Source organism: Edwardsiella sp. EA181011 (assembly GCF_000800725.1).
GTDB classification, from domain to species: Bacteria; Pseudomonadota; Gammaproteobacteria; order Enterobacterales; family Enterobacteriaceae; genus Edwardsiella; species Edwardsiella anguillarum.
Map to the genome: position 1 here is coordinate 319,827 of NZ_CP011364.1, position 22,954 is coordinate 342,780.

Sequence of the window (22,954 nt, forward strand, 5' to 3'; positions counted from 1 at the left end):
CGGCCTGCCGCTGTCCTCAATAGGATCCGAATCATGCAACACGTGGTACTCGCCACCGGTAACGCCGGTAAAGTTCGGGAGCTCGCCTCCCTGCTGACCGATTTTGGCCTGGATATCGTCGCCCAGAGCACGCTGGGCATCGAGGGCGCCGAAGAGACCGGGCTGACCTTTATCGAAAACGCTATCCTCAAAGCCCGCCACGCCGCGCGCCTCAGCGGACTGCCGGCGATCGCCGACGACTCGGGCCTGGCGGTGGATGCCCTGGGCGGGGCACCGGGGATCTACTCCGCACGCTACGCCGGGGAAGACGCCAGCGATCGCGCCAATCTAGAAAAGCTGCTGCACGCGCTGCGCGATGTTCCGGCCGGCCAGCGCCAGGCGCGCTTCCACTGCGTACTGGTCTACCTGCGTCATGCCGACGACCCGACCCCGCTGGTCTGCCACGGCGTCTGGGAGGGCGAGATAGCAGCGGCACCCAGCGGCGACGGCGGCTTTGGCTATGATCCCATCTTCTTCGTCCCGGCGCAGGGCTGCACCGCGGCGCAGCTGAGCCGAGAGCAAAAGCGCGCCATTTCCCACCGTGGCCAGGCCCTACAGCAGCTGCTGGATCGGATGCGCCATGCTTAAGCTGCCGCCGCTGAGCCTGTATATCCACATCCCGTGGTGCGTGCAGAAATGCCCCTACTGCGACTTTAACTCCCATGCGCAGAAGGGCGAAATCCCCCAGCAGGCCTATGTCGATCATCTGCTGGCCGATCTGGATCAGGAGCTGCCGCGGGCCGCCGGGCGGCCGCTGAGCACCCTGTTCATCGGGGGCGGAACGCCCAGCCTACTCAGCGGCGAAGCGCTGCAGCGCCTGCTGGACGGCGTACGCGCCCGCCTGCCGCTGGCCGCCGATGCCGAGATCACCCTGGAGGCCAACCCGGGCACCGTCGAGGCCGAGCGCTTCGACGCCTATCAGCGCGCCGGGGTCAACCGTATCTCCATCGGGGTGCAAAGCTTCAGCGCCGATAAACTGCAGCGCCTGGGACGCATTCACGGGCCGCAGGAGGCCGTCGCCGCCGCCCGGCTGGCCGAGGCGTTAGGGCTGCGCAGCTTTAATCTGGACTTAATGCACGGCCTGCCGCAGCAGAGCCGGGAAGAGGCGTTGGACGATCTGCGTCAGGCCATCGCCCTGAACCCACCGCACCTGTCGTGGTATCAGCTCACCATCGAGCCCAACACCCTGTTCGGATCGCGCCCGCCGCGCCTGCCGGACGACGACGCGCTGTGGGAGATCTTTGAGCAGGGCGACCGCCTGCTGCGCGAGTCAGGCTACCAGCAGTATGAAACCTCCGCCTATGCCCTGCCGGGACGCCAGTGTCAGCACAACCTCAACTACTGGCGCTTCGGTGACTATCTGGGGATCGGCTGCGGCGCACACGGCAAGCTGACCTTCGCCGACGGACGCATCGAGCGACGCGCCAAAACCCGCCACCCGCGCGGCTATATGCAGGGCAACTACCTGGATCAGCAACAGCAGGTGGCCATGGCGGAGAGGCCGTTTGAGTTCTTCATGAACCGTTTCCGCCTACTGGAGCCAGCGCCGCGCGCCGATTTCAGCGCCTATACCGGCGTGGACCAGGCCACGATTCGCCCACAGCTGGAGGCGGCGCTGGCGCAGGGCTACATCAGCGAGACCCCCAGCCACTGGCAGGTCACCCCCCACGGCAAGCTGTTCCTCAACTCGCTGCTGGAGCTGTTCCTCTAAACCCGCGCCCTCCCCGGCGCCCTCGTCACTGTGGCGGGGCGCCGCGCGCGGACTCAATGGGCACGGATATACATATCCCGCGTGTAGATATAGTCCATATTGCCGGGATTAAACCCACCGACATAGGGCTTCACCAGCCGCACGCTGACGTAGTGATAGAGTGGAATCGTAGGTACATCCCCGGCGAGGATGGCCTCCGCCTGCTGGAACAGCCGCTGACGCGCCGTCGGATCCTGATTGGCCGACGCCTGTGCCAGCACGGCATCGAAGCGGGGATTGCTGTACTGCGGGGTGTTGTTGCTGTCGCCGCGGCGAAAGGCGTTCAGCATCGCCGCCGGATCGTCATAGTCGGCAATCCAAGAGGTCCGTACCAGCTCGAAGTCGCCATTGCGCATGGTATCCAGCAGGGATTTCCACTCCTGATTATTCAACTTAGCCTCGACACCCAGGTTCTTCTTCCACATGGAGGCGGCGGCGATGGCGATACGCTGATGTCCCTCGGAGGTGTTATACAGCAGCGTAAAACGCAGTGGGTTTCCGGGCCCAAACCCGGCCTCAGCCAGCAGCGCCTTGGCTCGCGCAAAGCGCGTCTCACGCGGCCAACTGGCGTAATCCGGGCCATGGAGCGTCATGCCGCCGATATGCTCGGCGCTGAGTAGCCAAGCCGGACGCTGTCCCTGGCCGAGCACCTTCTCAGCAATGACATCCTTGTCCAGCCCCAGATTGAGGGCCAGGCGTACCCGCGTGTCATCGAAGGGCGCCTTGCGAGTATTGAAGTGGTAATAGTAAGTGCCGAGCTTGGGGAAGATTTGAATCTCATCGCCCAGCGCCTGGCGCAGGGCGGCGAACTGCGGGCTCGGGATGCTGCTAATGTCGAGCTCCCCGGCGCGGTAGCGGTTAAAACTCGCCGCCTCCGAGGCGATCGGCAGGTAAGTGACCCGATCGATAACCGTGTGGGCGTCATCCCAGTAGCGCGGGTTGCGTACTCCGCTCACCCGCTCGTTCACAATCCAATCGCCGAGGGTGTAGGCGCCGTTGCCCACAAAATTGCCCGGTTGGGTCCATTTGTCACCATAGCGAGCGATCGCCCGTGAGTTGACCGGCACTAGCGCCGGATGCACCATCATCGATAGGAAGGTGGACAGCGGCTGTGCCAGCGTGATACGCAGCGTGCGCTCATCCGGCGCCGCGATACCCAACGCGCTGGGCGGCAGCTTACCCTCCTGGATCGCAGCGGCGCTCTCCACCCCCATGTTGACCAGATAGGTCCCGTAAGGTGAGGCGGTAGCCGGGTCGATCAGTCGCCGCCAGCTCAGCACCAGATCCTGCGCCGTCAGCGCCTCGCCGTTAGACCAGTGCAGATCGGGACGCAGCGAAAAGGTCCATATCCGCCCCTCATCACTCTGCCAGCGCTCGGCCAGCCCCGGGCGCAGTTGCCCCTCGCCGTCGAGCGTTAGTAAACCCTCGAAGAAGTCACGAAGGATATTGAATTCGACATCGCTTTCCGACCGGTGCGGATCGAGAGAGGCCGGCTCGCTGCCGTTATTGCGCGTCAGCGTCTGGATCGGGGCCAGCGATACCCCCGGCGGCACCACGGCGGCGTGCAGCGCGCCGAGCGAAAGAATAAAAACCCCGAACCCAAACAATAAATTATATTTATTTTTCATATAATTACCCTCCTTGGCTGACATGGCAAATATTAAAGCAGCAAAGCCAGGCGTACGGCAGGGCAAAAAATGGCACAAAAAACCCGGCGCGCGGGCCGGGTCATATTCTGAAGTACCGATCACGCTCAGGAGGCGGGCAGCGCCTTCAGCAAGGCCTTACGCTGGCTGTCCAACGCCTGCACTCGCTCACAGGCCTGCTGGCCGAAGGCGCGCAGATCATTATCCTGCTTATCCCATTCCGTGCGGATAGACTGCTGCAGACCACCGAGGTTGCCCAGCACCGCCTGCAGCGGATTATCCGACTTGCCAGCTTGCAGCAGCCCCTTGGCCCCCATCTCGTTGATGCTGTCCTGCAGTACGCCGCCCAGCGTCTGATTCACCAATGTCTGCCCCTCTTTCTCGACCTGGGCGATCGCCTGATGGTGGAAGGCGTAACCGTCGCTGCGTTTCTCCAGCACCCGGTTCATCTGCGCCTTAAGCTGGGTATCCAGCGTACTTAGACGATTGCGTACGTTGCTGTCACGGCCCAGCTGCTCGACGATGATATTGTCCAGCGCGCCGCGCGCGCGATCCAGGCGCGTCTGCACCCCTTGGTCGATCCACGGCACATCGCGCCGCAGATCCCGCTGCAGCGTCTCGGCCTGACGGCGAGCATCGGCGCTCAGCGCCAACGGATGGCCGTCCCGCGTCACCGCGCCGTCGCGGGATATCTGCAGATTACCGCTGGCACCGACGATCTGTACCTGCTGCGCGCTGATAATGATATCGTCCTGCGGTTTAACCTGGCACTGCCAGGCGGCCTGCGCCTGCGCGGCGGTCAGCAGCAACAGCAGGGAGCATCCCCATTTACCCATCATGACCTCGTTAAAATATTGAGCGGCCAATGCGCTGGGCCAACAGCTCCAGCGCCGCGATTCCGGCCAGTGAATTGCCGCAGCTATCCAGCTGCGGGCTCCAGACGGCAATGATCATCTCCTGAGGCACCACGGCCACCACGCCGCCGCCGACGCCGGACTTCCCCGGCATCCCGACGCGATAGGCAAATTCGCCCGCGCCGTCATACAGGCCGCTGGTCACCATCAACGCATTGATCTGGCGCGCCTGACGCTCGCCGATCACCGGCTCATCCAGCACCAACGCCCGCCCCCGATTGGCAAGATAAACAAAAGTGCGCGCCAGTTCCATACAGTTCATTCTTAAAGCACAGTAGTGGAAATAGTTATGCAGGACGGTAATCACGTCGTTATCAAAGTTACCAAACGACTTCATCAGATAGGCGATCGCCGCATTGCGGTCCGAATGCTCAAACTCGGAGCGCGCCACCCGGGTATCATAGCAGATGTCCGTGCTACCGCTCAGCGCCCACACCACCTCCAGCATACGCTGACGCGGCGCGCTCAGGCGCGACTGCAGCATATCGCACACCACCAGCGCGCCGGCGTTGATAAAGGGGTTGCGCGGCTTGCCCTGCTCCAGCTCCAGCTGCACCAGCGAGTTAAATGGCTGTCCCGAGGGCTCCTTGCCGACCCGCTGCCAGATCTCTGCCTCGCTGTAGCGGTGCATCGCCAGCGTCAGGCTCAGCACCTTGGAGATCGACTGGATGGAGAAACGTTCGCCGGCGTCGCCGGCGCTGAACATCTGTCCGTCTACGGTGCAGACCGCGATACCCAGCCTGCCCGGCGCAACCTCGGCCAGCGCCGGAATATAGTTGGCGACCCGCCCCTGCCCGAGCAGCGGACGAACCTGATCCAAGATCTCGTCTAACAGTTGATCGCTTAATTCAGTTTGCATGGCAAGGCCATTGACTCCACGCGGCGCCTTGGGCGCCATCACGCTAGGGTTACGACCAACGCCGTCCGGCGGACGCTCCCTATTTTCCCGATGCGGCGCCTCCCGACGCAGAGCGCCAGACGCAGGAGAGACAATGAGGGAGAACGGAACAGCGAAGGGGAAACTGCGCCGCCGGTGCGGCGGCGCCAAAGGCGGAGGTTACTCCCACCACACATCAAACAGGTCGCTGACCACAACGTCCAGCATACCCTGGCTTTCCAGCCAGCCTTTCACCAGCTGACGCTGTTCATCGGTGCAGCGGCCAATCTGCTGCAGACAGATCAGCCCTTCCCAGCGCAGGTAGCCGCTGCCGTCAAACGCCAAGCCATTCGGCTCGATCACTTCATCGATCAGACGATCGAGCAGCGTATCCACCGTCTCTACCGGCGTACCCTCGGCAAAACGCCAGCTGGCACTGAAGCCCACTTCCTGAAACTCGTCAATATGCAGCTTTTTGCGCAGACGACGACTACGATTTTTCGCCATTACTCTACCCTCTCAAACATCAGGTCCCAGTTGCCATGCCCCAGACGCTGACCGCGCAGCTCAAACTTGGTGACCGGACGCGAGTCAGGGCGCGGGACATAGGTATTATCGTCGGACAGATTTCTGTAGCCCGGCGCATGATTCATTACTTCCAGCATATGCTCGGCGTAGTTTTCCCAGTCAGTCGCCATATGGAAGACGCCGCCGATCTTCAGCTTACCGCGGATCCGCTCGGCAAACGCCGGCTGCACGATACGACGCTTATGGTGACGCGCCTTATGCCAGGGATCGGGGAAAAACAGCTGCACCATATTCAGCGACGCGTCCGGGATCATTCGCTCCAACACCTCTACCGCGTCGTGACACATCACGCGCAGGTTGTTTACTCCGGCCTCATGGGCAGAGGAGAGGCAGGCGCCCACGCCCGGCGAATGCACTTCGATCCCCAGGAAATCACGCTCGGGGTGCTGCTGTGCCATGGCGACCAGCGAGGCCCCCATGCCGAAGCCGATCTCCAGCACCACCGGCGCCTGGCGCCCAAACAGCGCCGGCAGATCCAGCGCCTCGGGCGTAAACTCGACACCCATCAGCGGCCAGTGCTGCTCCAGCGCCAGCTGCTGCCCTTTGGTCAGGCGCCCCTGACGGCGTACAAAGCTGCGAATACGGCGAATCGCCCGGCCGTTTTCATCAAATTCCGCTGTGATCACATCATTCATGTCGCGTTTTCATCTGTCTGGATAATCAAGGTCAGGGCATTATGCAAAGTTACCCCGTTTACACAAGCGCTGATTTTACCAGCAACGCTAACCCAGCGGGGAAAATCCATGCCATCGCCCCCATATTTTGTGCCACGGCGCCCCCGCTGAACGTGGAAACCCGCCCCTCTCCGTGCCGCCGGCGCCTCGCACTGGCAAGATCCGGTTTACAGGCCGGACAGGCTGTGCTGCAATCCTGTCCCGTTTTCGGCGCTACACACTGAGGATATGACGGATTTATGATGCAGGCGCAACAGTTCGCCCACGCCGTGCTGGCCTGGTACGCGCGCTTCGGGCGCAAAACGCTGCCGTGGCAACACCCCAAGACCCCCTATCGGGTATGGCTCTCCGAGGTGATGCTGCAACAGACCCAGGTCGCCACGGTGCTGCCCTATTTCCAGCGTTTTACCCAACGCTTTCCCGATGTGCAGGCGCTGGCGGCGGCGCCCCTGGATGAAGTGCTGCACCTGTGGACCGGACTGGGCTACTACGCCCGGGCGCGCAACCTGCATAAGGCGGCCCAGCTCATCGTCTCGCTGCATCACGGCGAGTTTCCGCACCACTTCGAACAAGTTGCGGCGCTGCCGGGCATTGGCCGCTCGACGGCCGGCGCCATTCTCTCACTGTCGCTGGGGCAGCATCACCCCATCCTGGACGGCAACGTCAAACGGGTTTTGGCCCGCTGCTACGCCGTCCCCGGCTGGCCGGGGCGTAAAGAGGTGGAAACGCGTCTGTGGCAGCTGAGCGACGAGGTGACTCCTGCCGACGGCGTCAGCCAGTTTAACCAGGCGATGATGGATCTCGGCGCGCTGGTGTGCACCCGCAGCCGCCCCAAGTGCGAGCTATGTCCGCTCAACCCAGGCTGCCTCGCCTATGCCGACGGCAGTTGGGCTGACTTCCCAGGCAAAAAACCTAAGCAGACATTGCCCGAGCGCCAGGCCTACCTGCTGCTGCTGCAGAACGGTGAGACGGTATGGCTACAGCAGCGACCCGCCAGCGGCCTGTGGGGCGGTCTGTTCTGCTTTCCACAATATGACAGCGAGGCGGCGCTGCGCGCTCAGCTGCGCCGCCTGGGGCAGGATTCCGCCGCGGCCCAGACCCTGACGGCGTTCCGCCACACGTTTAGCCATTTTCATTTGGATATCATCCCGGTATGGTCAGCCTACACGACGGCGTCGGCCTGCATGGATGAAGGGGACGGACTCTGGTATAACTTAGCGCAGCCGCCCTCCGTAGGGCTGGCGGCGCCAACCGAGCGTCTTTTACAGCAGCTGCGCAAGCAGCCGCCGGCCAGCGCGACGACCGGCGATGCGACAGAGAAGGAGTAAGCATGAGCAGAACCGTGTTTTGTACGTTCCTCAACCGCGAGGCCGAGGGGCTGGACTTTCAAAGCTATCCCGGCGATCTGGGCAAGCGCATCTATGACCACATATCCAAAGAGGCCTGGGGTCAGTGGATGACCAAGCAAACCATGCTGATCAACGAAAAGAAACTGAATATGATGAACCCTGATGACCGTAGCCTGCTGGCCCAGGAGATGGAGAAGTTTCTGTTCGAAGGCCACGATGTCCACATCGAAGGCTATACGCCGCCGAGTCAGTAAAAGCGGGCGCAGCCGCGCCCTGATGTCATTCAGATATGGCTGTTACAATGAAGAAAGTCCTTGCGCTGGCATTAATCGCCCCGTTGTTGATCTCCTGCTCCGGCAAGAAGCCCGATAGCAACGGTGAAGAATATATAAAAGATACCAACGGGTTCGATATTCTCATGGGGCAGTTTGCCCACAATATTGAGAATATCTGGGGGATTAACGAGGTTCTGATCGCCGGGCCCAAGGACTATGTAAAATACAGCGATCGCTATCTGACCCGTAGCCATATCAACTTTGAGACCGGGCAGATCACCATCGAGACCATCGCCACCCTTGACCCGGCGGAAAGCCTGCGTCAGGCCATCGTCACCACGCTGCTGATGGGCGACGATCCCGGCTCGATCGACCTCTACTCCGACGCCAACGACATCAAGCCCAGCCGGGAGCCCTTCCTCTACGGTCAGGTCCTGGACAACACCGGCCAGCCGATCCGCTGGTCTGGCCGCGCCAACAGCTTCGCCAGCTACCTTTTGCAAAACAAGCTGATGAAACGCACCTCCGGGCTGCATGTCATCTACTCCGTCACCATTCAGCTAGTGCCCAACCATCTGGATAAGCGGGCGCACAAATATCTGGGGATGGTACGGCGCGCCTCGGAGCGCTATGGCGTCGACGAGTCGCTGATCCTGGCCATTATGCAGACGGAGTCCAGCTTTAACCCTTACGCCGTCAGCCGCTCCGACGCGCTGGGGCTGATGCAGGTGATGCAGCACACCGCCGGCAAGGATGTGTTCGTCTCCAAAGGCAAGTGGGGCACTCCTAGCCGCAGCTATCTGTTTGACCCGGAGAAAAACATCGATACCGGCACCGCCTATCTGGCTATCCTGCAGAACACCTATCTGGGCGGGATCCAGAACGCCACCTCACGCCGCTACGCGGTGATCACCGCCTACAACGGCGGCGCCGGCAGCGTGCTGCGCGTCTTCTCCAGCGATAAAGGGCAGGCGGTCAACATCATCAACCAGATGTCGCCCGGCGATGTGTATGAGGCGCTGACCCAGCGTCACCCGTCCGCCGAATCGCGACGCTATCTGTACAAGGTCAACAGCACCCAGAAAAACTACCGCCGCATCCGCTAAGGGCGCGGCGGCGCCTCAGTCGTGCGCGTGGGGATGGGGATGCGCATGCGCCTCCCCGTCGTCCCCCGGCACCACCACCAGCTTACCGTGACGCACCCCGCGTTCGGCGATCACCTGCTCGGCAAAGCGCGTCACCTCGCCCCCGGCCCCCTTCAGCAGCGAAACCTCCAGGCAGCGGCCGTGATCCAGGTGCACATGCAGGCTGGCCAGCGAAAGATCGTGATGATCGTGAAAGGTGCGCGTCAGGCGCTTGGAGAGTTCGCGCGATTCATGATCGTAAACATAGAACAGCGCCGCCACGCAGTGGCCGCTCTGGGACGGCGTCTCCGTCATGCTCTGTAGCCCGGCCCGCGCCAGATCGCGGATGGCCTCGGAGCGGTTCTGGTAGTTGCGCGCCTTGATGATGGCATCGATTTCCGCCATCAGATCGTCATCGAGAGAAAGGGTTACGCGTTGCATCATTCGGCTCCTGTCGCGGTTTGATGGCTGCAGTATGACAAAGATCCGCGCGCGAAAAAACCAGCGTGCGCTAGCGCGCGACGCCGGCCGGAAAGAACGAGTTCACGACATGCCCGCCGCGGTTCAGGCCTGCCTGTCACGCATCTCAAAGCGCGGAGAGACAAAACCGTACAGCGTCCAACCGAGGAAGGTGGCGATCGCCCCCCACATCATCGCCTGTTCGCCGGAGGAGTAGAGCGCATAGAAGCTGTACATTGCGCCGACAAAGGCCAGGATATTGGGCAGACGCGCCCTGGCCGGATCGATCCCCGCGACGCGCTGGATGATCAGCACCGCCGCCATGGAGAGGATATAGGGGATCAGGTTGGTGACCACCGCCAGATTAACCAGCACGTTAAACTGTGCATTGAGCGACGGGCTGATGGTCATCAGCGACAGCACGCTCTGGATCGCGACGATGGCCAACATCCCTTTCACCGGCGCGCCGGACTGAGTTACCCTGCGGAAGATCGCCGGGAAATAGCCCTCATCGGCGGAGGACTTAAACACCTGCGCGATGGTGAACTGCCAGCCCAGCAGAGAGCCGCAGCAGGACATCACCATCAGTGCCATGATGATCTTACCCACCGTCGGATCAAACATCTGGGCAAACGCCATGCCGAACGGCGCGGTCGAGTTGGCCAGATCCATATTCGGTACGATACCGGCGATCACGTTGGTGGAGACAATGTAGATCACCGCCGCGCCCAGGGTGCCGCCGAGTACGGCGATCGGGACGTTGCGCTCCGGATTCTCTACCACGTCGGTATTGGCACAGGCGGACTCCAGCCCCAGAAACGCCCACAGGGTCATGGCAATAGAGGAGCCGATGGCCTCAAAGGTCGGTAGGTGATGTGGGTTCCAGGAGTCGACGTACAGCGTGGGGCTGAACCAGAACCACCCGATCACCGAGATACCGACCACCGGGATGATCACCCCCCAGACCGTCACGCTGCTGATGCGCCCGGTAATCCGCGCCCCGCCGAAGTTGGCCGCGGTACACAGCCACAGTACTCCGATGGTCGCCAGGCAGATCCCCAGCGGGCTCAGCGAGGCACCGATAAGCTCCGTGCCGTAGCCGACGGCGGAGATGGCGATGGCCACGTTGGCGATCAGAAGCGAAACGCCGTAGGTATAGTTGGCCATAAAGTTGCCGGACTTGCCGAAAGCATACTCGGCGTAGCCACCCATCCCGCCGGACTTGCGGCTATACATCCCGCACTTGGCGAAGGCGTAGGCCAGCGCCATCGAACCCACGGCGGTCACCAGCCAGGAGACGATGGAGATGGTACCCACCTCCGCTAGCTTGGTCGGCAGCATGATGATGCCGGACCCCATCATGTTCACCGCCGTCAGTATGGTTAACTGCACGACGCCCATCTTATTGCCGCTAGACGTACTCATAGTTTCTCTCTCTCAAAATGCGGGGAGCCGGGCAGGAGCAACCCAGGAGCCGCGGCCCCCCGCCAACCTTGTTTTATTGGTAATGTCGATGTAAAGGCTGTTACTGCTTGATCACATAGCCATAGGCGCGCTTGCGGCCATCCTCATCCTGCTGGATGTAGACCCCCTGCAGCTCCGGCGCGAAGCCCGGCAGCAGGTTGATGCCCTCTTCCAGCGCCAGGAAGTAGCGCTGCACCGAGCCGCCCCAGATCTCGCCCGGCACCACGCACAGCACCCCCGGCGGGTACGGCAGCGCCCCTTCCGCCGCGATGCGGCCTTCGGCCTGCGCCAGGGAGACCAGCTCGACGTTGCCGCGCACGAACGCGATGTTGGCCTGCTGCGGGTTCATCGCCACCCGTGGGAAGTGCGCCTTGCGGAACATCTCCTTCTGCAGCTGCTTCACGTCGTGGCTGACGTACAGGTCGTGCATCTCCTGGCACAGCTGACGCAGGGTGTAGCCGCGGTAGCGCGCCTCGTTGGCGCGGTAGAGGGACGGCAGCACCTCGGCCAGCGGGGCGTCCTGCTCCAGCAGGCGCTCGAAGCGGGCGATCTGGGCCACCAAATGCTGCATCTTGGCCATGTCCTCCGCCGGGGTCAGCAGGAACAGGATCGAGTTCAGGTCGCATTTCTCCGGCACGATGCCGTTTTCGCGCAGGAAGTTGGCCAGAATGGTCGCCGGCACCCCAAAGGCCTGGTATTCGCCGCTCTTGGCGTCGATGCCCGGAGTGGTCAGCATCAGCTTGCACGGGTCGACAAAGTACTGATGCTCGGCATAGCCCTCAAAGGCGTGCCAGCGATCGCCGGGGATGAAGTTAAAGAAGCGCAGATCGTTGGCCATCTCCTCGGTGTCGAAGGCGTCCCACGGGCGGCCGTCCACGGTCTCCGGGATGAAGGGGCGGATGTGCTGGCAGGTCTTCAGCAGCAGCTTACGGGTTTCAATGCCCACCCGGACGCACTCCATCCACATGCGCTTGCCGCTGTCGCCGGCGTGCATGCGGGCGTTGACGTCCAGGGCGGCGAACAGCGGGTAGAACGGGCTGGTGGAGGCGTGCATCATAAAGGCGTTGTTCAGCCGTTTATGGTTGACATAGCGCGCCTGCCCCTTGATATGCCGGTCTTTCTTGTGGATCTGCGAGGTCTGGGAGAAGCCGGCCTGCTGTTTGTGCACCGACTGGGTCACCAGGATCCCCGGATCGTTCTCGTTCAGCTCCAGCAGCAGCGGCGAGCACTCTTTCATCATCGGGATGAACTGCTCATAGCCGACCCAGGCGGAGTCGAACAGGATGTAGTCGCACAGGTGACCTATCTTGTCCACCACCTGGCGGGCATTGTAAATAGTGCCGTCGTAGGTACCGAGCTGGATAACCGCCAGGCGGAACGGCCGCTGTTCCCCGGCGCGCGCCGGGGCGACCTCACGCACCAGGTCACGCAGGTATTTCTCTTCAAAGCAGTGTGCGTCGATGCCCCCGATGAAACCGAACGGGTTGCGTGCGGTTTCCAGGTAGACCGGCGTAGCGCCGGCCTGAATCAATGCGCCGTGGTGGTTAGATTTATGGTTATTACGGTCAAAGAGGACCAGATCACCGGGCGCCAGCAGCGCGTTGAGCACCACTTTATTGGAGGAGGAGGTGCCGTTGAGCACAAAGTAGGTCTTGTCGGCGTTGAACACCTTGGCCGCATGCTGCTGGGCGGCGCAGGGGGCGCCTTCGTGGATCAGCAGGTCGCCCATGGAGACGTCGGCGTTGCACAGATCGGAGCGGAACAGGGCCTCGCCGAAGTAGTCGAAGAACCGGCGGCCGGTGGGATGGCGGCGGAAGAACTGCCCGCCCTGATGCCCCGGGCAGTCAAAGGCAGCGTTGCCCTGCTGGACATAGGCCTGCAGGCTGCCGAAAAACGGCGGCAGCAGCTCGGCCTCATATTTCTGCGCCGCGCTTTCCAGCTGCTTGCCATAAAAGTCCTGATTGCCATCGCCGCAGGCAAATACGCCGGTCAGGCGCGGCAGATATTCGGCCGGCAGACGCTGATCGCACGCCTCGGCGACAAAGACGGGCAGGCCAAAGGCGCTCTGCTCGACCTTCTCCAGCGCGCCGCCCAGCGCATCCTGTACCGACAGCACCACGGCGGCAACGTCGGTCAGATCGCTATCATTAATATCTACCGTCATACGTGAGGTATTAAAATATGCAATGACATTTAGACTTACTGCAATTTTTAAACTATTCATATCACTCACTCTCATGTATTTATTTTGAGCAAAACAATCCCGTGGATTTAAATGTAATTAAATCCATCATCCACAGCATTTTCTCACGGCAAGACTTTCCCGCAACGATTTATATAATTAAATCATTGTTATTAATGGAAATATGCCATGCCAAGCAGCACGAGGCTACCGTGACGACAAACGCTTATCGTGGTGTGTCAATAGAGATCTGTCCGCATGAATACCCTGCGGCTAACGCGCAGAAATACGCAAACGGAAGAAGAGACATGACACTCCGCGACAACGGATGTCATGACATGAAGAGAATTATCTTGCGTTGAACAGATGAAAATCAAAACAGCGACGGTGCGCCATCATCATGATATGGGTCACCCGCCGGATATGTGGCCAAAATCGATTGTTATTTTCCATTTTAATTTCCCCTTTTACCTGGAAACTGGTTCTATTGTAATCAATTACCGGCGGACTGCTGTGATACATATCACTAACAGACAGCCACCATGGCGATACATAGATCTAAAAAGCAATCGACATAGCATATTAATTCACTCAAAAATGGCAATGCACCAGAGAATAGATCTATTTTACAACATAAATATGCGCCATTTTAGCCGCACACGTACCTTGCACATAACGGCCAAATCCTGTCACACCTCACCATACAACAACAAAAGCAGAACAAAAAACAAACACGATCACCATTGACAATCAAACCATTTTTAATGAATAAATATTCATGCTTATTATTTTATACGCAATCCAATTCTGTGATAAAGATCGTAGAAATCGCCGTTATGACATCGATGCACCGTGCGCCGCTGGCAAACGCAGCCGCCACGCACCGCGAGCGCCAGTGCAATAAATAGGCACTCGCACGGCGCGGCGGGAAATAACGTTGACGCCGAGGCCAGAATCAGGTTTAATGCGCCTCGTTGCCCGGATAGCTCAGTCGGTAGAGCAGGGGATTGAAAATCCCCGTGTCCTTGGTTCGATTCCGAGTCCGGGCACCACTTCTTCTGAAAACCCTGCCTTATGGCGGGGTTTTTGCTTTTTGGCCACCCTCATCGCCCATATCCCTGTGGCCGATCGTCTTCGCTCGCTCATATTATTTCCCCAGGCCCCTCGGGTTGCCTTCATCATACGCTGTAGCCTCCTCTTGGGACCGGCGCGGATTGAACGCCTATGTGGCCAGCGGTATAACAGGCGTACTCATTGGCCATTGAGGCAACTGCCCTCGGCAAGACCAGGCGTTCAGCGCGCTATCGAGAAATCCCGGGCTGCCTGTTGCGAATTACATCACGATATTTTATAAAAGCGAATGCCAATATTCGCATAGCCGATTGCGTTATATCTATCTCCGCCACAGCACGCGCCATCCCCAAAACAGAGTATAATTTGATATACATTCATATGTCGCAATGTATTTTCACTAAGCCGCGATAGATATTACAAAATACAATCGTTAATTTTAATCCATAGGCGTTAAATATAAGCCATCGCTTATATAAACAAACCGAGATAGATACCTGGTATGCTTTATAAAAACATGCCGTACTATATCAAGATTGGCAGCGATGTACAGGAGTCGATATTCCATTACTGATAACACCCTATTTAAACATTCCCATTCAACCCGCAAGGCGAATTATATGAAGCGTTCTATCTTTTCTATTCTGGCCGGCATGGCTCTCATATCACTGGCAAGATGCGCCGCATCCCCCCATCGCCTCCCATCAAAACGGCTGTACCATAGCCGGAATAAACATGAAAAATTATGCAGTAACGTGCCATTCTTCACAGAAAGATCCCGTAGACTGGGCCCCCTGGAGCTAATGGTAATACACAAGCCAATGGCGCCAGCGAGTATGGCTAGCTGATTTAAAATCCTCATTATGATGGCTTGTTTTTTGCTTTTATCATTACCAGAAATTAGCCTCAACAGACCAAATAAGCCACCCTCAAGGGCGGCCTATTTATATCTATCCTATCTTTTTAACCAAGGGACATAAATTAACGATAAAGGTAGTTAATCCAAGGTAAACAGATAAATAGATATGCCAACAGATTGACCAGACCGAAGATGGCCCCCAGCCGCCAGAAGTCTTTAGAGGGCAGATAACCGCTGCCAAAATAGATTGGGCTTGGCCCCGTTCCATAGGGTGTGATAATCCCCATGATCCCCAATGACAGAGAGATAGCCAGAGAGAACTCCATCATATTAATCCCATGAATATCCATAGCGGCTGCGATCATCACCGGGATCAGCGCCGTGGCATGAGCCGTCGTGCTAGCAAAGAAGTAGTGCAACAGATAAAAACACAGGAGCAGCGATACGCTGGCAACCACCACTGACATCCCATTGAGATAATGAGAGATAACGAGCCCAAACCAATGTACAAAGCCGACGGTGGACAGCCCTGAGGCCAGAGAGACCAGCGTGCCGAACCAGAATAGCGTATTCCACGCCGCTTTATTGCCGATGACATCATCCCAGCTAATCACATTGGTTATCAGCATCAGCGCAATAACCAATAGCGCCGCGATGGCTGAGTTGATTAATCCTCCGCCGAATACCCACAGCAGCAGCGCAAGCGCGACGAACAGGAGCAGTAGCTTCTCTCGGCGTGACAGCCCCCCTAAATTCGTCAGCTCCTGTTTGGCCCATTTAGGCACCTCATCATTGATTTTCACCTCCGGTGTATACAGCCAGTAACCCAGCAGCGGCGTCAGCAGCCACAGAACAATCCCGCACGGTAAAAAGGCAATAAACCAGCTGCCCCAGGAAATCTGTAGCCCCGTCATCTGGTTAATCAGCGCGCTGGACAGCAGATTGGGTGCCAGGGCGGAAAGAAACATGGAGCTGGTAACGCAGGTGATCGAAATGGAAACCCACATCAGATAGGAGCCGATCCGCCGGGCGCTGGGATCGTTGGGTTTCGAGTCATACAGCGGCGGCAGGTTACTGATCACCGGGTAGATGGTTCCGGCGCTACGCGCCGTATTCGACGGAGTAAAGGGCGCCAGTACCAAATCGGCAATGGCGATGGCATACCCCAGGGTCAGCGAGCGCCGTCCCAGGGATTTGACCAGCAGCAGTGAAATACGCCGACCCAGCCCGGTTTTTTCATATCCCAATGCAAACATAAAGGCGCTGAAGATCAGCCATACCGTTGAATTGGAGAAACCGGAGACCGCCCACCTAAACGCCGCCGACGCAGCATGAAAATGCGGCAGCGCCAGCTGCTCCGGAGAGAACAGCACCCAGCGCCCCAGCCCCGCAATAATAACGATCGCGATCAGACCAATAACCGCGCCCGGTAAGGGTTCTATAATCAAACCGACAATTGAGCCGATAAAAATAGAAAAATAGAGCCATGCGTGGTGGCTGAGCCCCGCCGGAGCGGGTAGACAGGCCAATGCGCCGCCCACGATAAAAGGTATCAGGATAGAATAACCCTTTTTCATACTAATCCTCAGAAAATATAATTTAATAACCCCACTTGCCAATTACCTCCCTAACCTCCCTGACGGACCACGGTTCCTGTCGTCCCCGTTCAATACCAGAGCTATTTACTCAAGTATTAATCAATATATATTCACCCTATTCGTTGAGACCAATAAAGGACAGCGCGATATGGTGCCGCGGAATAGACATTGCGACAGAGGACATCCGCCCTCTCCGACTGTGGCTCTGCTGAAATAAATAAAGGCGTATTTCCATACGTGCAGACAATAAAATGCGGATTAAACGCACCTCGACTGCATAGTTATTTATTAACCCTACTCTTGGCGACAGTGACAATCCGAAACTATTTGTAAACTAATCACGGTATCTGTATCTAATTCATCATGACAGCGCGATGCGCCCATTCAGCGGGAAGCCTGTGAATGGGGTCACAGCGATTACGGAACGAGGGCGTTAGCGTGGGGAGCGCAATAAAATATCGGTGCCCCCCGCTGATCGCCCAGGTTCATTTGATATCGATGATAACGCCACACCCATTCATGGAAAAGAATAATAATTCTTATTTTCATTAATATCTTTTTTCTTCAACGTCGCTGCGCAGTTCTGATCAATCTGTGCGGAAAGAAAAACTGCCATGTCGCGGCGTACTCTATCGATATCAGCCACTAAATAACCAAGCATTTGCTTTGCTTATTCGGCGGCAATGATTTTACCCTAATATAATCACTCAGTTAGCCCATGGTTATTATAGGCCGAAACAGAAACCAATTATCCTCAATCAACATACTGAAATTATAACTGTTTTTCTCACTGGCTAATTCCGCTATCTATGCTATTTCATAAATGGGTGTCACTTTGTAATCATCGGTATAACGCGATACTGTGAAACGGATAAGTCGGGGAAACATAAATGGGCGGCGCTGAATGCGGGCAGGTCTGCTCGTAGCTAAACAGGTTGTTACGCGGCTTCACAGACTAAAAGCATCATCGATATGCAAAAAAAAAGGTGTCGATATGAGTAATCAACCGTTAGAGAGCCAAAACGCGCGCGTATTAAAAAATTGGGATCCTGAAGACGAAAACTTTTGGAAAGCAACGGGAAACAGTATTGCAAAAAGGAACCTATGGGTCTCCGTATTCTGTCTCGTACTGGCGTTCTGTATTTGGATGGTATTCAGTTCTGTCGTTATCAAGCTTAATCACATCGGATTTAATTTTACGACCAATCAACTCTTCTGGCTGGCGGCCTTACCCTCGATCTCCGGCGCCATTCTGCGTATTCCATTCTCTTTCGTCGTCCCCATTTTTGGCGGACGCCGCTGGACCACGATCAGCACCGCGCTGCTGCTAATCCCCAGCGTTTGGCTGGGCTGCGCGATTCAGGACCCGCAGACGTCGTTCTATTCGTTTGCCTGTATCGCCATCCTGTGCGGTATCGGGGGCGGCAACTTTGCCTCGAGCATGGCGAATATCAGCTTCTTTTTCCCTAAACGCCTGCAGGGGTATGGCCTGGGGATCAACGGCGGGCTGGGCGATGGCGGGATCGGCGTCGTACAGCTGTGCGTCCCGCTGGTGATCGGCATCGGACTGTTCGGCAGCCTGGGCGGAGCACCGCAGCATGTTGATCATAATACGATGATTTGGCTACAAAATGCGGCCTTCCTCTGGGTTCCCTTTATCATTATCGCCTGCCTGCTCTCCTGGTTCATGATGAACGACATTGCGGGTATGCAGTCATCGCTCTCTTCCCAGTTCGTCATTTTGGGTAAGAAAGATACCTGGATAACCAGCCTGATTTACTTGGCCACCTTCGGTTCTTTCGTCGGTTTCTCCGCGGGATTTGCGCTGCTGACCAAGACCCAGTTTCCGGATATCGACATCATCGACTACGCGTTTGTCGGTCCGCTGCTGGGCGCTATCGCCCGTCCCATCGGCGGACGCCTCTCTGATAAATTCAGCGGCTATCGCATCACGCAGGTGGCTTTCTTCTTCATGATTATCTTTAGCCTGCTGATCGTGCCGACCCTGCCGAGCGAGCGCAGCAGCGGCTCCTTTATTCTGTTCTACATCGTCTTCATGGGGCTGTTTATCTTTACCAACCTTGGCAGCGGCTCCAGCTTCCAGCTTATTTCACAGATTTTCCACCAAAAATCCGCGCAGGAAGCGCAGCAGCAGGGGATGCAGGGTAAACATGTCGAGCAGTATGCCGATGTGATGAGCTCGGCGGCGCTCGGCTTTACCTCCGCCATCGGCGCCTTCGGCGGCTTTATCATTCCCAAAACCTTCGGCAGCGCCATTACTCTGACCCACTCCGTGCTGTTGCCGCTGGTTTGCTTCAGCGTCTTTTACCTGCTGTGCATGGGCGTCACCTGGCTGTCCTATGGAAGGCACCATTAATCGTCGGGAGAAACGGACATGAGTACCTTTCTAAAAAAGATCCGCTACTTCACCGCAGGCAAACCCATGGCCGCCAATGCCCATGAGCTGTACCTGCAGGACAGCTCCGACTGGGAGCAGAGCTACCGCAGCCGCTGGCAGTACGATAAGGTGGTGCGATCCACCCATGGGGTGAACTGTACCGGCTCCTGCAGCTGGAAAATCTATGTCAAAAGCGGGCTGATTACCTGGGAGACACAGTATACCGACTACCCAGAAACGCCCATCGATCTGCCCAATCACGAGCCGCGCGGCTGCCCGCGCGGCGCCAGCTACTCCTGGTATATCTATAGCGCCAACCGGATTAAATACCCGCTAATGCGCAGGGCGCTGCGGGATCTGTGGCGTGAGCAGAAAGCGCAGCACCCCGACGCCGTCGACGCCTGGCAGGCCATTCTGGACAACCCCGAGCTGAGCCAGCGCTATAAGCGCGAGCGCGGTATGGGCGGCCTGGTCCGCGTCTCATGGCAAGAGGCCAACGAACTGATCGCGGCGTCCAATATCGCTACCGTCAAACGCTTTGGCCCCGATCGCGTCGCCGGATTTTCGCCGATCCCGGCTCACGCCATGCTCTCGTTCGCCTCCGGCTCCCGCTACCTGTCGCTGATCGGCGGCACCTGCCTGAGCTTCTACGACTGGTACTGCGATCTGCCGCCCTCCTCTCCGCAAACCTGGGGCGAACAGACCGACGTGCCGGAGTCCGCCGACTGGTATAACGCACAGTATTTGGTGATGTGGGGATCCAACGTGCCGCAGACCCGTACGCCGGACGCCCACTTTATGACCGAGGCGCGCTACAACGGCACCAAGGTGGTGGCCATCAGCGCCGACTATGCGGAAAACTGTAAGTTCGCCGATGAGTGGCTGGCACCGCGGGCCGGCACCGATTCCGCGCTGGCACTGGCATTGGGGCAGGTTATTCTGCAGCAGTTTTACCTACGGCAGCCCTGCGACTACTTTGTCCGCTATGCCAAACGCTTTACCGATTTTCCGATGCTGGTGATGCTAACGCCCTGCTCCGGCCAAGAGAACACCTATCAGTCCGGACGCTACCTGCGTGCCGCCGATCTGGCGGCATGGCGAGACCAGCCGTTGGCCCAGTGGAAAACGCTGGCATTCGACCAGGACTCACGGCAGATCGTCATTCCCCGCGGCTCGGCGGGATTTCGCTGGGATCAAGGGGGACAGTGGAACACCGTACAGCAGGATGCCCTCAGCGGCGCCGCGATCGATCCGCTACTGAGCCTACAGACGCTGGATGAAGGCGAACTCTGCGTCGTTCAGCCTGACTTCAGCCATGACAACGCCAACGACCGCTATACCCATGGTCAGGTGCCGGTGCACTGGATCACCACGGTCAGCGGCGAGCGCATCGCCGTCGCCACCGTCTTCGATCTGATGCTGGCCCACTACGGCCTGCGCCCGCGCACAGGGGAGAGCCCCGCAGAAGATGCCCCCTGCTCTCCGGCCTGGGCCGAGGCCATTACCGGCGTGCCGCGCCAGCAGATCATCCGTCTGGCGCAGGAGTTTGCCAACAACGCCCGCTTAACCCATGGCCGCTCGCTGATCATCGTCGGCGCTGGGATCAACCACTGGTTCCATAGCGATATGACCTATCGCAGCATCATCAACGTGCTGATGATGTGCGGAACCATCGGCGTCAACGGTGGCGGCTGGGCGCACTACGTCGGTCAGGAAAAGCTACGGCCGCTGGCCGGGTGGGCGCCGGTCGCCCTGGCGGGAGACTGGCAAAGCCCGGCGCGGCTGATGAACGGCACCTCATTCTTCTACAATCACACCAGCCAGTGGCGCTATGAAAACGTGGATGCCCATACGCTGCTGTCACCGCTGGCCGAACGTGACCGGTTCCCCCATAGCCTGATCGACTTCAACGTCATCGCCGAACGCCTGGGCTGGCTGCCCTCCTCTCCCCAGTTGGATCGTAACCCGCTCACGCTGGCCGCCGGGTCGGCGGAGGGCGATGTCAAGGCCGGAGTCGCGCAGGCGCTGAAACAGGGCTCCCTACGCATCGCCAGCGAAGATCCCGACGCGCCGGGAAACTATCCGCGCGTACTGTTTGTCTGGCGGGCCAACCTGCTCGGCTCCTCCAGTAAAGGACATGAATACTTTCTGAAACATCTGTTGGGCACCCGCCACGGCGTCATGGAGCAGGATCTGCAGCAAAAGGGGCTACCGCTGCCGCAGCAGGTCGCCTGGCGCGACAGCGTAGAGGGCAAGCTGGACCTGCTGGTGACGCTCGACTTCAGAATGTCCACCACCTGCCTCTATTCAGACGTGATCCTGCCGTCCGCCACCTGGTATGAGAAGGAAGATCTCAGCAGTACCGACATGCATCCCTACGTTCATCCCTTTACCCGCGCCATCGATCTCATGTGGGAGGCGCGCTCGGACTGGGAGATATTCAAAGGGATCGCCCGGCAGTTCTCCGCGCTGTGCGAGGGGCATCTGGGCAAAGAGCGCGACGTCATGCTCACGCCGCTGCTGCATGACTCGCCGGCAGAGCTGGGCCAGGCCTGCGGCGTCAGCGACTGGAAAAACGATCCGCAGACCTTTGTCGCCGGAAAAACCGCGCCCGCCATCGCCGTCGTGGAGCGCGACTATCCGCAGACCTATTTTAAATATACCCACCTCGGCCCGGCGCTGGCGGTCCACGGCAACGGCGGCAAGGGCGTACACTGGGACACCCGACCAGAGATCGACAGCCTGTGCGCGCGTCACGGCAGCGAGACGCTGGACGGCGTCGGCCCCTGTGCCAACATGCAGGATGCCACCCAGGCGCTGGAGACCATTCTCACTCTGGCGCCGGAAACCAACGGCCAGGTCGCCGATCGCGCCTGGCGCGATCTGGCCGCCAAAACCGGCCAGCAAGAGATAGCCGGACTGGCCGCCGACAAGAAAGGCGTGCACTACCGTTTCGCCGATATTCAGCGCCAGCCGGGACGGGTGATCGCCAGCCCGCTGTGGTCGGGTATTGACAGCGATCGGCACGCCTACACCGCCGGCAGCCTGAATATCACCCACGCCGTCCCCTGGCGCACCCTGACCGGCCGTCAGCAGGCCTATCAGGATCACGCCTGGATGCAGGCCTTCGGCGAAGGCTTCGCCTGCTATAAACCCCCGCTGGATACCCAAAGCTGCCGCAGCGTACGCGAACATACGGCCAACGGGCAGCCGGAGCTGGTGCTGAACTTTGGCACCGCCCATCAGAAATGGGGGATCCATTCCACCTATACCGACAACCAGATCATGCAGACCCTGTCGCGCGGCGGCCCGCTGATCTGGATCAGCGAGCACGATGCACAGCGCGGCGCCATCGCCGACAACGACTGGGTAGATCTGTTTAACGGTAACGGCGCCATGGTGGCGCGTGCGGTGGTCAGCCAGCGCATTCCCGCCGGGCTGGCGCTGATGTACCACGCCCAGGAGCGTACGCTGAACATGCCCCTGTCGGAGGTCACCGGGGAACGCGGTGGGATCCACAACTCCATTACCCGGATTTGTCCCAACCCGATCCACATGATCGGCGGCTATGCCCACCTGTCATGGGGCTACAACTATTACGGCACCATCGGCTCCAACCGGGATGAGACTGTGATTATCCGCAGACTGAACCGGGTGGAGTGGGACTGAAACCGATCGGGAAGAGGG

At 58.8% G+C, this 22,954-nt stretch carries 17 protein-coding genes and 1 tRNA gene; 8 read left to right on the forward strand and 10 right to left on the reverse strand.

All coding sequences use genetic code 11. The features are described 5' to 3' along the window. Positions 1–33: 33 nt before the first annotated feature. Positions 34–627: an XTP/dITP diphosphatase gene (locus QY76_RS01525; RefSeq protein ID WP_034165612.1), complete on the forward strand. Its 594-nt coding sequence runs from the start codon at positions 34–36 to the stop codon at positions 625–627. Continuing rightward, positions 620–1,750, forward strand: a complete 1,131-nt coding sequence (gene hemW, locus QY76_RS01530; RefSeq protein ID WP_034165611.1) for a radical SAM family heme chaperone HemW — start codon at positions 620–622, stop codon at positions 1,748–1,750. The genes QY76_RS01525 and hemW overlap by 8 nt, the downstream gene beginning before the upstream one ends. Before the next feature lie 53 nt (positions 1,751–1,803). Here hemW and QY76_RS01535 read toward each other — a convergent pair whose 3' ends face one another. The 5 genes from QY76_RS01535 to trmB all read right to left on the reverse strand — a co-directional run bounded on the left by QY76_RS01535 (position 1,804) and on the right by trmB (position 6,449). Next, positions 1,804–3,417, reverse strand: coding sequence for an ABC transporter substrate-binding protein (locus QY76_RS01535; protein ID WP_081854078.1), 1,614 nt, complete (start codon positions 3,415–3,417; stop codon positions 1,804–1,806). Positions 3,418–3,542: 125 nt separating this feature from the next. Beyond that, positions 3,543–4,271, reverse strand: coding sequence for a DUF2884 domain-containing protein (locus QY76_RS01540; protein WP_081854079.1), 729 nt, complete (start codon positions 4,269–4,271; stop codon positions 3,543–3,545). 10 nt (positions 4,272–4,281) lie between these two features. After that, positions 4,282–5,208 carry a glutaminase B gene (gene glsB / locus QY76_RS01545; protein ID WP_045425525.1) on the reverse strand — a complete coding sequence of 309 codons (927 nt, stop codon included), beginning with the start codon at positions 5,206–5,208 and terminating at the stop codon, positions 4,282–4,284. Positions 5,209–5,406: 198 nt separating this feature from the next. Then, positions 5,407–5,733 carry a YggL family protein gene (locus tag QY76_RS01550; protein WP_034165606.1) on the reverse strand — a complete coding sequence of 109 codons (327 nt, stop codon included), beginning with the start codon at positions 5,731–5,733 and terminating at the stop codon, positions 5,407–5,409. Further along, positions 5,733–6,449 carry a tRNA (guanosine(46)-N7)-methyltransferase TrmB gene (gene trmB / locus QY76_RS01555; protein ID WP_045425528.1) on the reverse strand — a complete coding sequence of 239 codons (717 nt, stop codon included), beginning with the start codon at positions 6,447–6,449 and terminating at the stop codon, positions 5,733–5,735. Before trmB ends, QY76_RS01550 begins: the two co-directional genes overlap by 1 nt. Positions 6,450–6,727: 278 nt before the next feature. Here trmB and mutY point away from each other — a divergent pair, with 278 nt between their 5' ends. The 3 genes from mutY to mltC are packed head-to-tail and all read left to right on the forward strand — an operon-like array spanning position 6,728 to position 9,218. Then, positions 6,728–7,816, forward strand: a complete 1,089-nt coding sequence (mutY, locus tag QY76_RS01560; RefSeq protein WP_034165605.1) for an A/G-specific adenine glycosylase — start codon at positions 6,728–6,730, stop codon at positions 7,814–7,816. 2 nt (positions 7,817–7,818) lie between these two features. Next, positions 7,819–8,091: an oxidative damage protection protein gene (locus QY76_RS01565; protein ID WP_034165603.1), complete on the forward strand. Its 273-nt coding sequence runs from the start codon at positions 7,819–7,821 to the stop codon at positions 8,089–8,091. A 47-nt stretch (positions 8,092–8,138) separates the two neighbouring features. Beyond that, a complete protein-coding gene (gene mltC / locus QY76_RS01570; RefSeq protein WP_034165601.1) occupies positions 8,139–9,218 on the forward strand; it encodes a membrane-bound lytic murein transglycosylase MltC in 1,080 nt (359 codons plus the stop codon). A 15-nt stretch (positions 9,219–9,233) separates the two neighbouring features. Here the strand turns inward: mltC and nikR are convergent, their stop codons facing one another. The 4 genes from nikR to speFL all read right to left on the reverse strand — a co-directional run bounded on the left by nikR (position 9,234) and on the right by speFL (position 13,794). Then, entirely contained in the window at positions 9,234–9,677 is a 444-nt protein-coding gene (gene nikR, locus QY76_RS01575; protein WP_174434946.1) for a nickel-responsive transcriptional regulator NikR, read from the reverse strand. Positions 9,678–9,800: 123 nt separating this feature from the next. After that, positions 9,801–11,120 (reverse strand): putrescine-ornithine antiporter, encoded by a 1,320-nt coding sequence (potE, locus tag QY76_RS01580; RefSeq protein ID WP_038631392.1) that lies wholly within the window; start codon positions 11,118–11,120, stop codon positions 9,801–9,803. Between the two features lie 100 nt (positions 11,121–11,220). After that, complete coding sequence (gene speF / locus QY76_RS01585) at positions 11,221–13,383, reverse strand: ornithine decarboxylase SpeF (protein WP_049648745.1); 2,163 nt, start codon at positions 13,381–13,383, stop codon at positions 11,221–11,223. A 306-nt stretch (positions 13,384–13,689) separates the two neighbouring features. Then, positions 13,690–13,794: a leader peptide SpeFL gene (gene speFL, locus QY76_RS18570; RefSeq protein WP_117026381.1), complete on the reverse strand. Its 105-nt coding sequence runs from the start codon at positions 13,792–13,794 to the stop codon at positions 13,690–13,692. Between the two features lie 523 nt (positions 13,795–14,317). Here speFL and QY76_RS01590 point away from each other — a divergent pair. Continuing rightward, a tRNA-Phe gene (locus QY76_RS01590) sits at positions 14,318–14,393 on the forward strand. 1,000 nt (positions 14,394–15,393) lie between these two features. Here QY76_RS01590 and QY76_RS01595 read toward each other — a convergent pair. Then, a complete protein-coding gene (locus tag QY76_RS01595; protein ID WP_034162991.1) occupies positions 15,394–16,848 on the reverse strand; it encodes an anion permease in 1,455 nt (484 codons plus the stop codon). Positions 16,849–17,863: 1,015 nt separating this feature from the next. Between QY76_RS01595 and QY76_RS01600 the strand changes: the two genes are divergently transcribed. Continuing rightward, positions 17,864–19,246: a NarK family nitrate/nitrite MFS transporter gene (locus tag QY76_RS01600; RefSeq protein WP_034162993.1), complete on the forward strand. Its 1,383-nt coding sequence runs from the start codon at positions 17,864–17,866 to the stop codon at positions 19,244–19,246. An 18-nt stretch (positions 19,247–19,264) separates the two neighbouring features. After that, positions 19,265–22,936 (forward strand): nitrate reductase subunit alpha, encoded by a 3,672-nt coding sequence (locus QY76_RS01605; protein ID WP_045427760.1) that lies wholly within the window; start codon positions 19,265–19,267, stop codon positions 22,934–22,936. Positions 22,937–22,954: the final 18 nt, after the last annotated feature.

Coding starts and splice junctions, on each gene's coding strand:
- QY76_RS01525 (WP_034165612.1), top strand. CDS start 34: ATGCAACACGTGGTACTCGCCACCGGTAACGCCGGTAAAGTTCGGGAG.
- hemW (WP_034165611.1), top strand. CDS start 620: ATGCTTAAGCTGCCGCCGCTGAGCCTGTATATCCACATCCCGTGGTGC.
- QY76_RS01535 (WP_081854078.1), bottom strand. CDS start 3,417: ATGAAAAATAAATATAATTTATTGTTTGGGTTCGGGGTTTTTATTCTT.
- QY76_RS01540 (WP_081854079.1), bottom strand. CDS start 4,271: ATGGGTAAATGGGGATGCTCCCTGCTGTTGCTGCTGACCGCCGCGCAG.
- glsB (WP_045425525.1), bottom strand. CDS start 5,208: ATGCAAACTGAATTAAGCGATCAACTGTTAGACGAGATCTTGGATCAG.
- QY76_RS01550 (WP_034165606.1), bottom strand. CDS start 5,733: ATGGCGAAAAATCGTAGTCGTCGTCTGCGCAAAAAGCTGCATATTGAC.
- trmB (WP_045425528.1), bottom strand. CDS start 6,449: ATGAATGATGTGATCACAGCGGAATTTGATGAAAACGGCCGGGCGATT.
- mutY (WP_034165605.1), top strand. CDS start 6,728: ATGATGCAGGCGCAACAGTTCGCCCACGCCGTGCTGGCCTGGTACGCG.
- QY76_RS01565 (WP_034165603.1), top strand. CDS start 7,819: ATGAGCAGAACCGTGTTTTGTACGTTCCTCAACCGCGAGGCCGAGGGG.
- mltC (WP_034165601.1), top strand. CDS start 8,139: ATGAAGAAAGTCCTTGCGCTGGCATTAATCGCCCCGTTGTTGATCTCC.
- nikR (WP_174434946.1), bottom strand. CDS start 9,677: ATGCAACGCGTAACCCTTTCTCTCGATGACGATCTGATGGCGGAAATC.
- potE (WP_038631392.1), bottom strand. CDS start 11,120: ATGAGTACGTCTAGCGGCAATAAGATGGGCGTCGTGCAGTTAACCATA.
- speF (WP_049648745.1), bottom strand. CDS start 13,383: ATGAATAGTTTAAAAATTGCAGTAAGTCTAAATGTCATTGCATATTTT.
- speFL (WP_117026381.1), bottom strand. CDS start 13,794: ATGGAAAATAACAATCGATTTTGGCCACATATCCGGCGGGTGACCCAT.
- QY76_RS01595 (WP_034162991.1), bottom strand. CDS start 16,848: ATGAAAAAGGGTTATTCTATCCTGATACCTTTTATCGTGGGCGGCGCA.
- QY76_RS01600 (WP_034162993.1), top strand. CDS start 17,864: ATGAGTAATCAACCGTTAGAGAGCCAAAACGCGCGCGTATTAAAAAAT.
- QY76_RS01605 (WP_045427760.1), top strand. CDS start 19,265: ATGAGTACCTTTCTAAAAAAGATCCGCTACTTCACCGCAGGCAAACCC.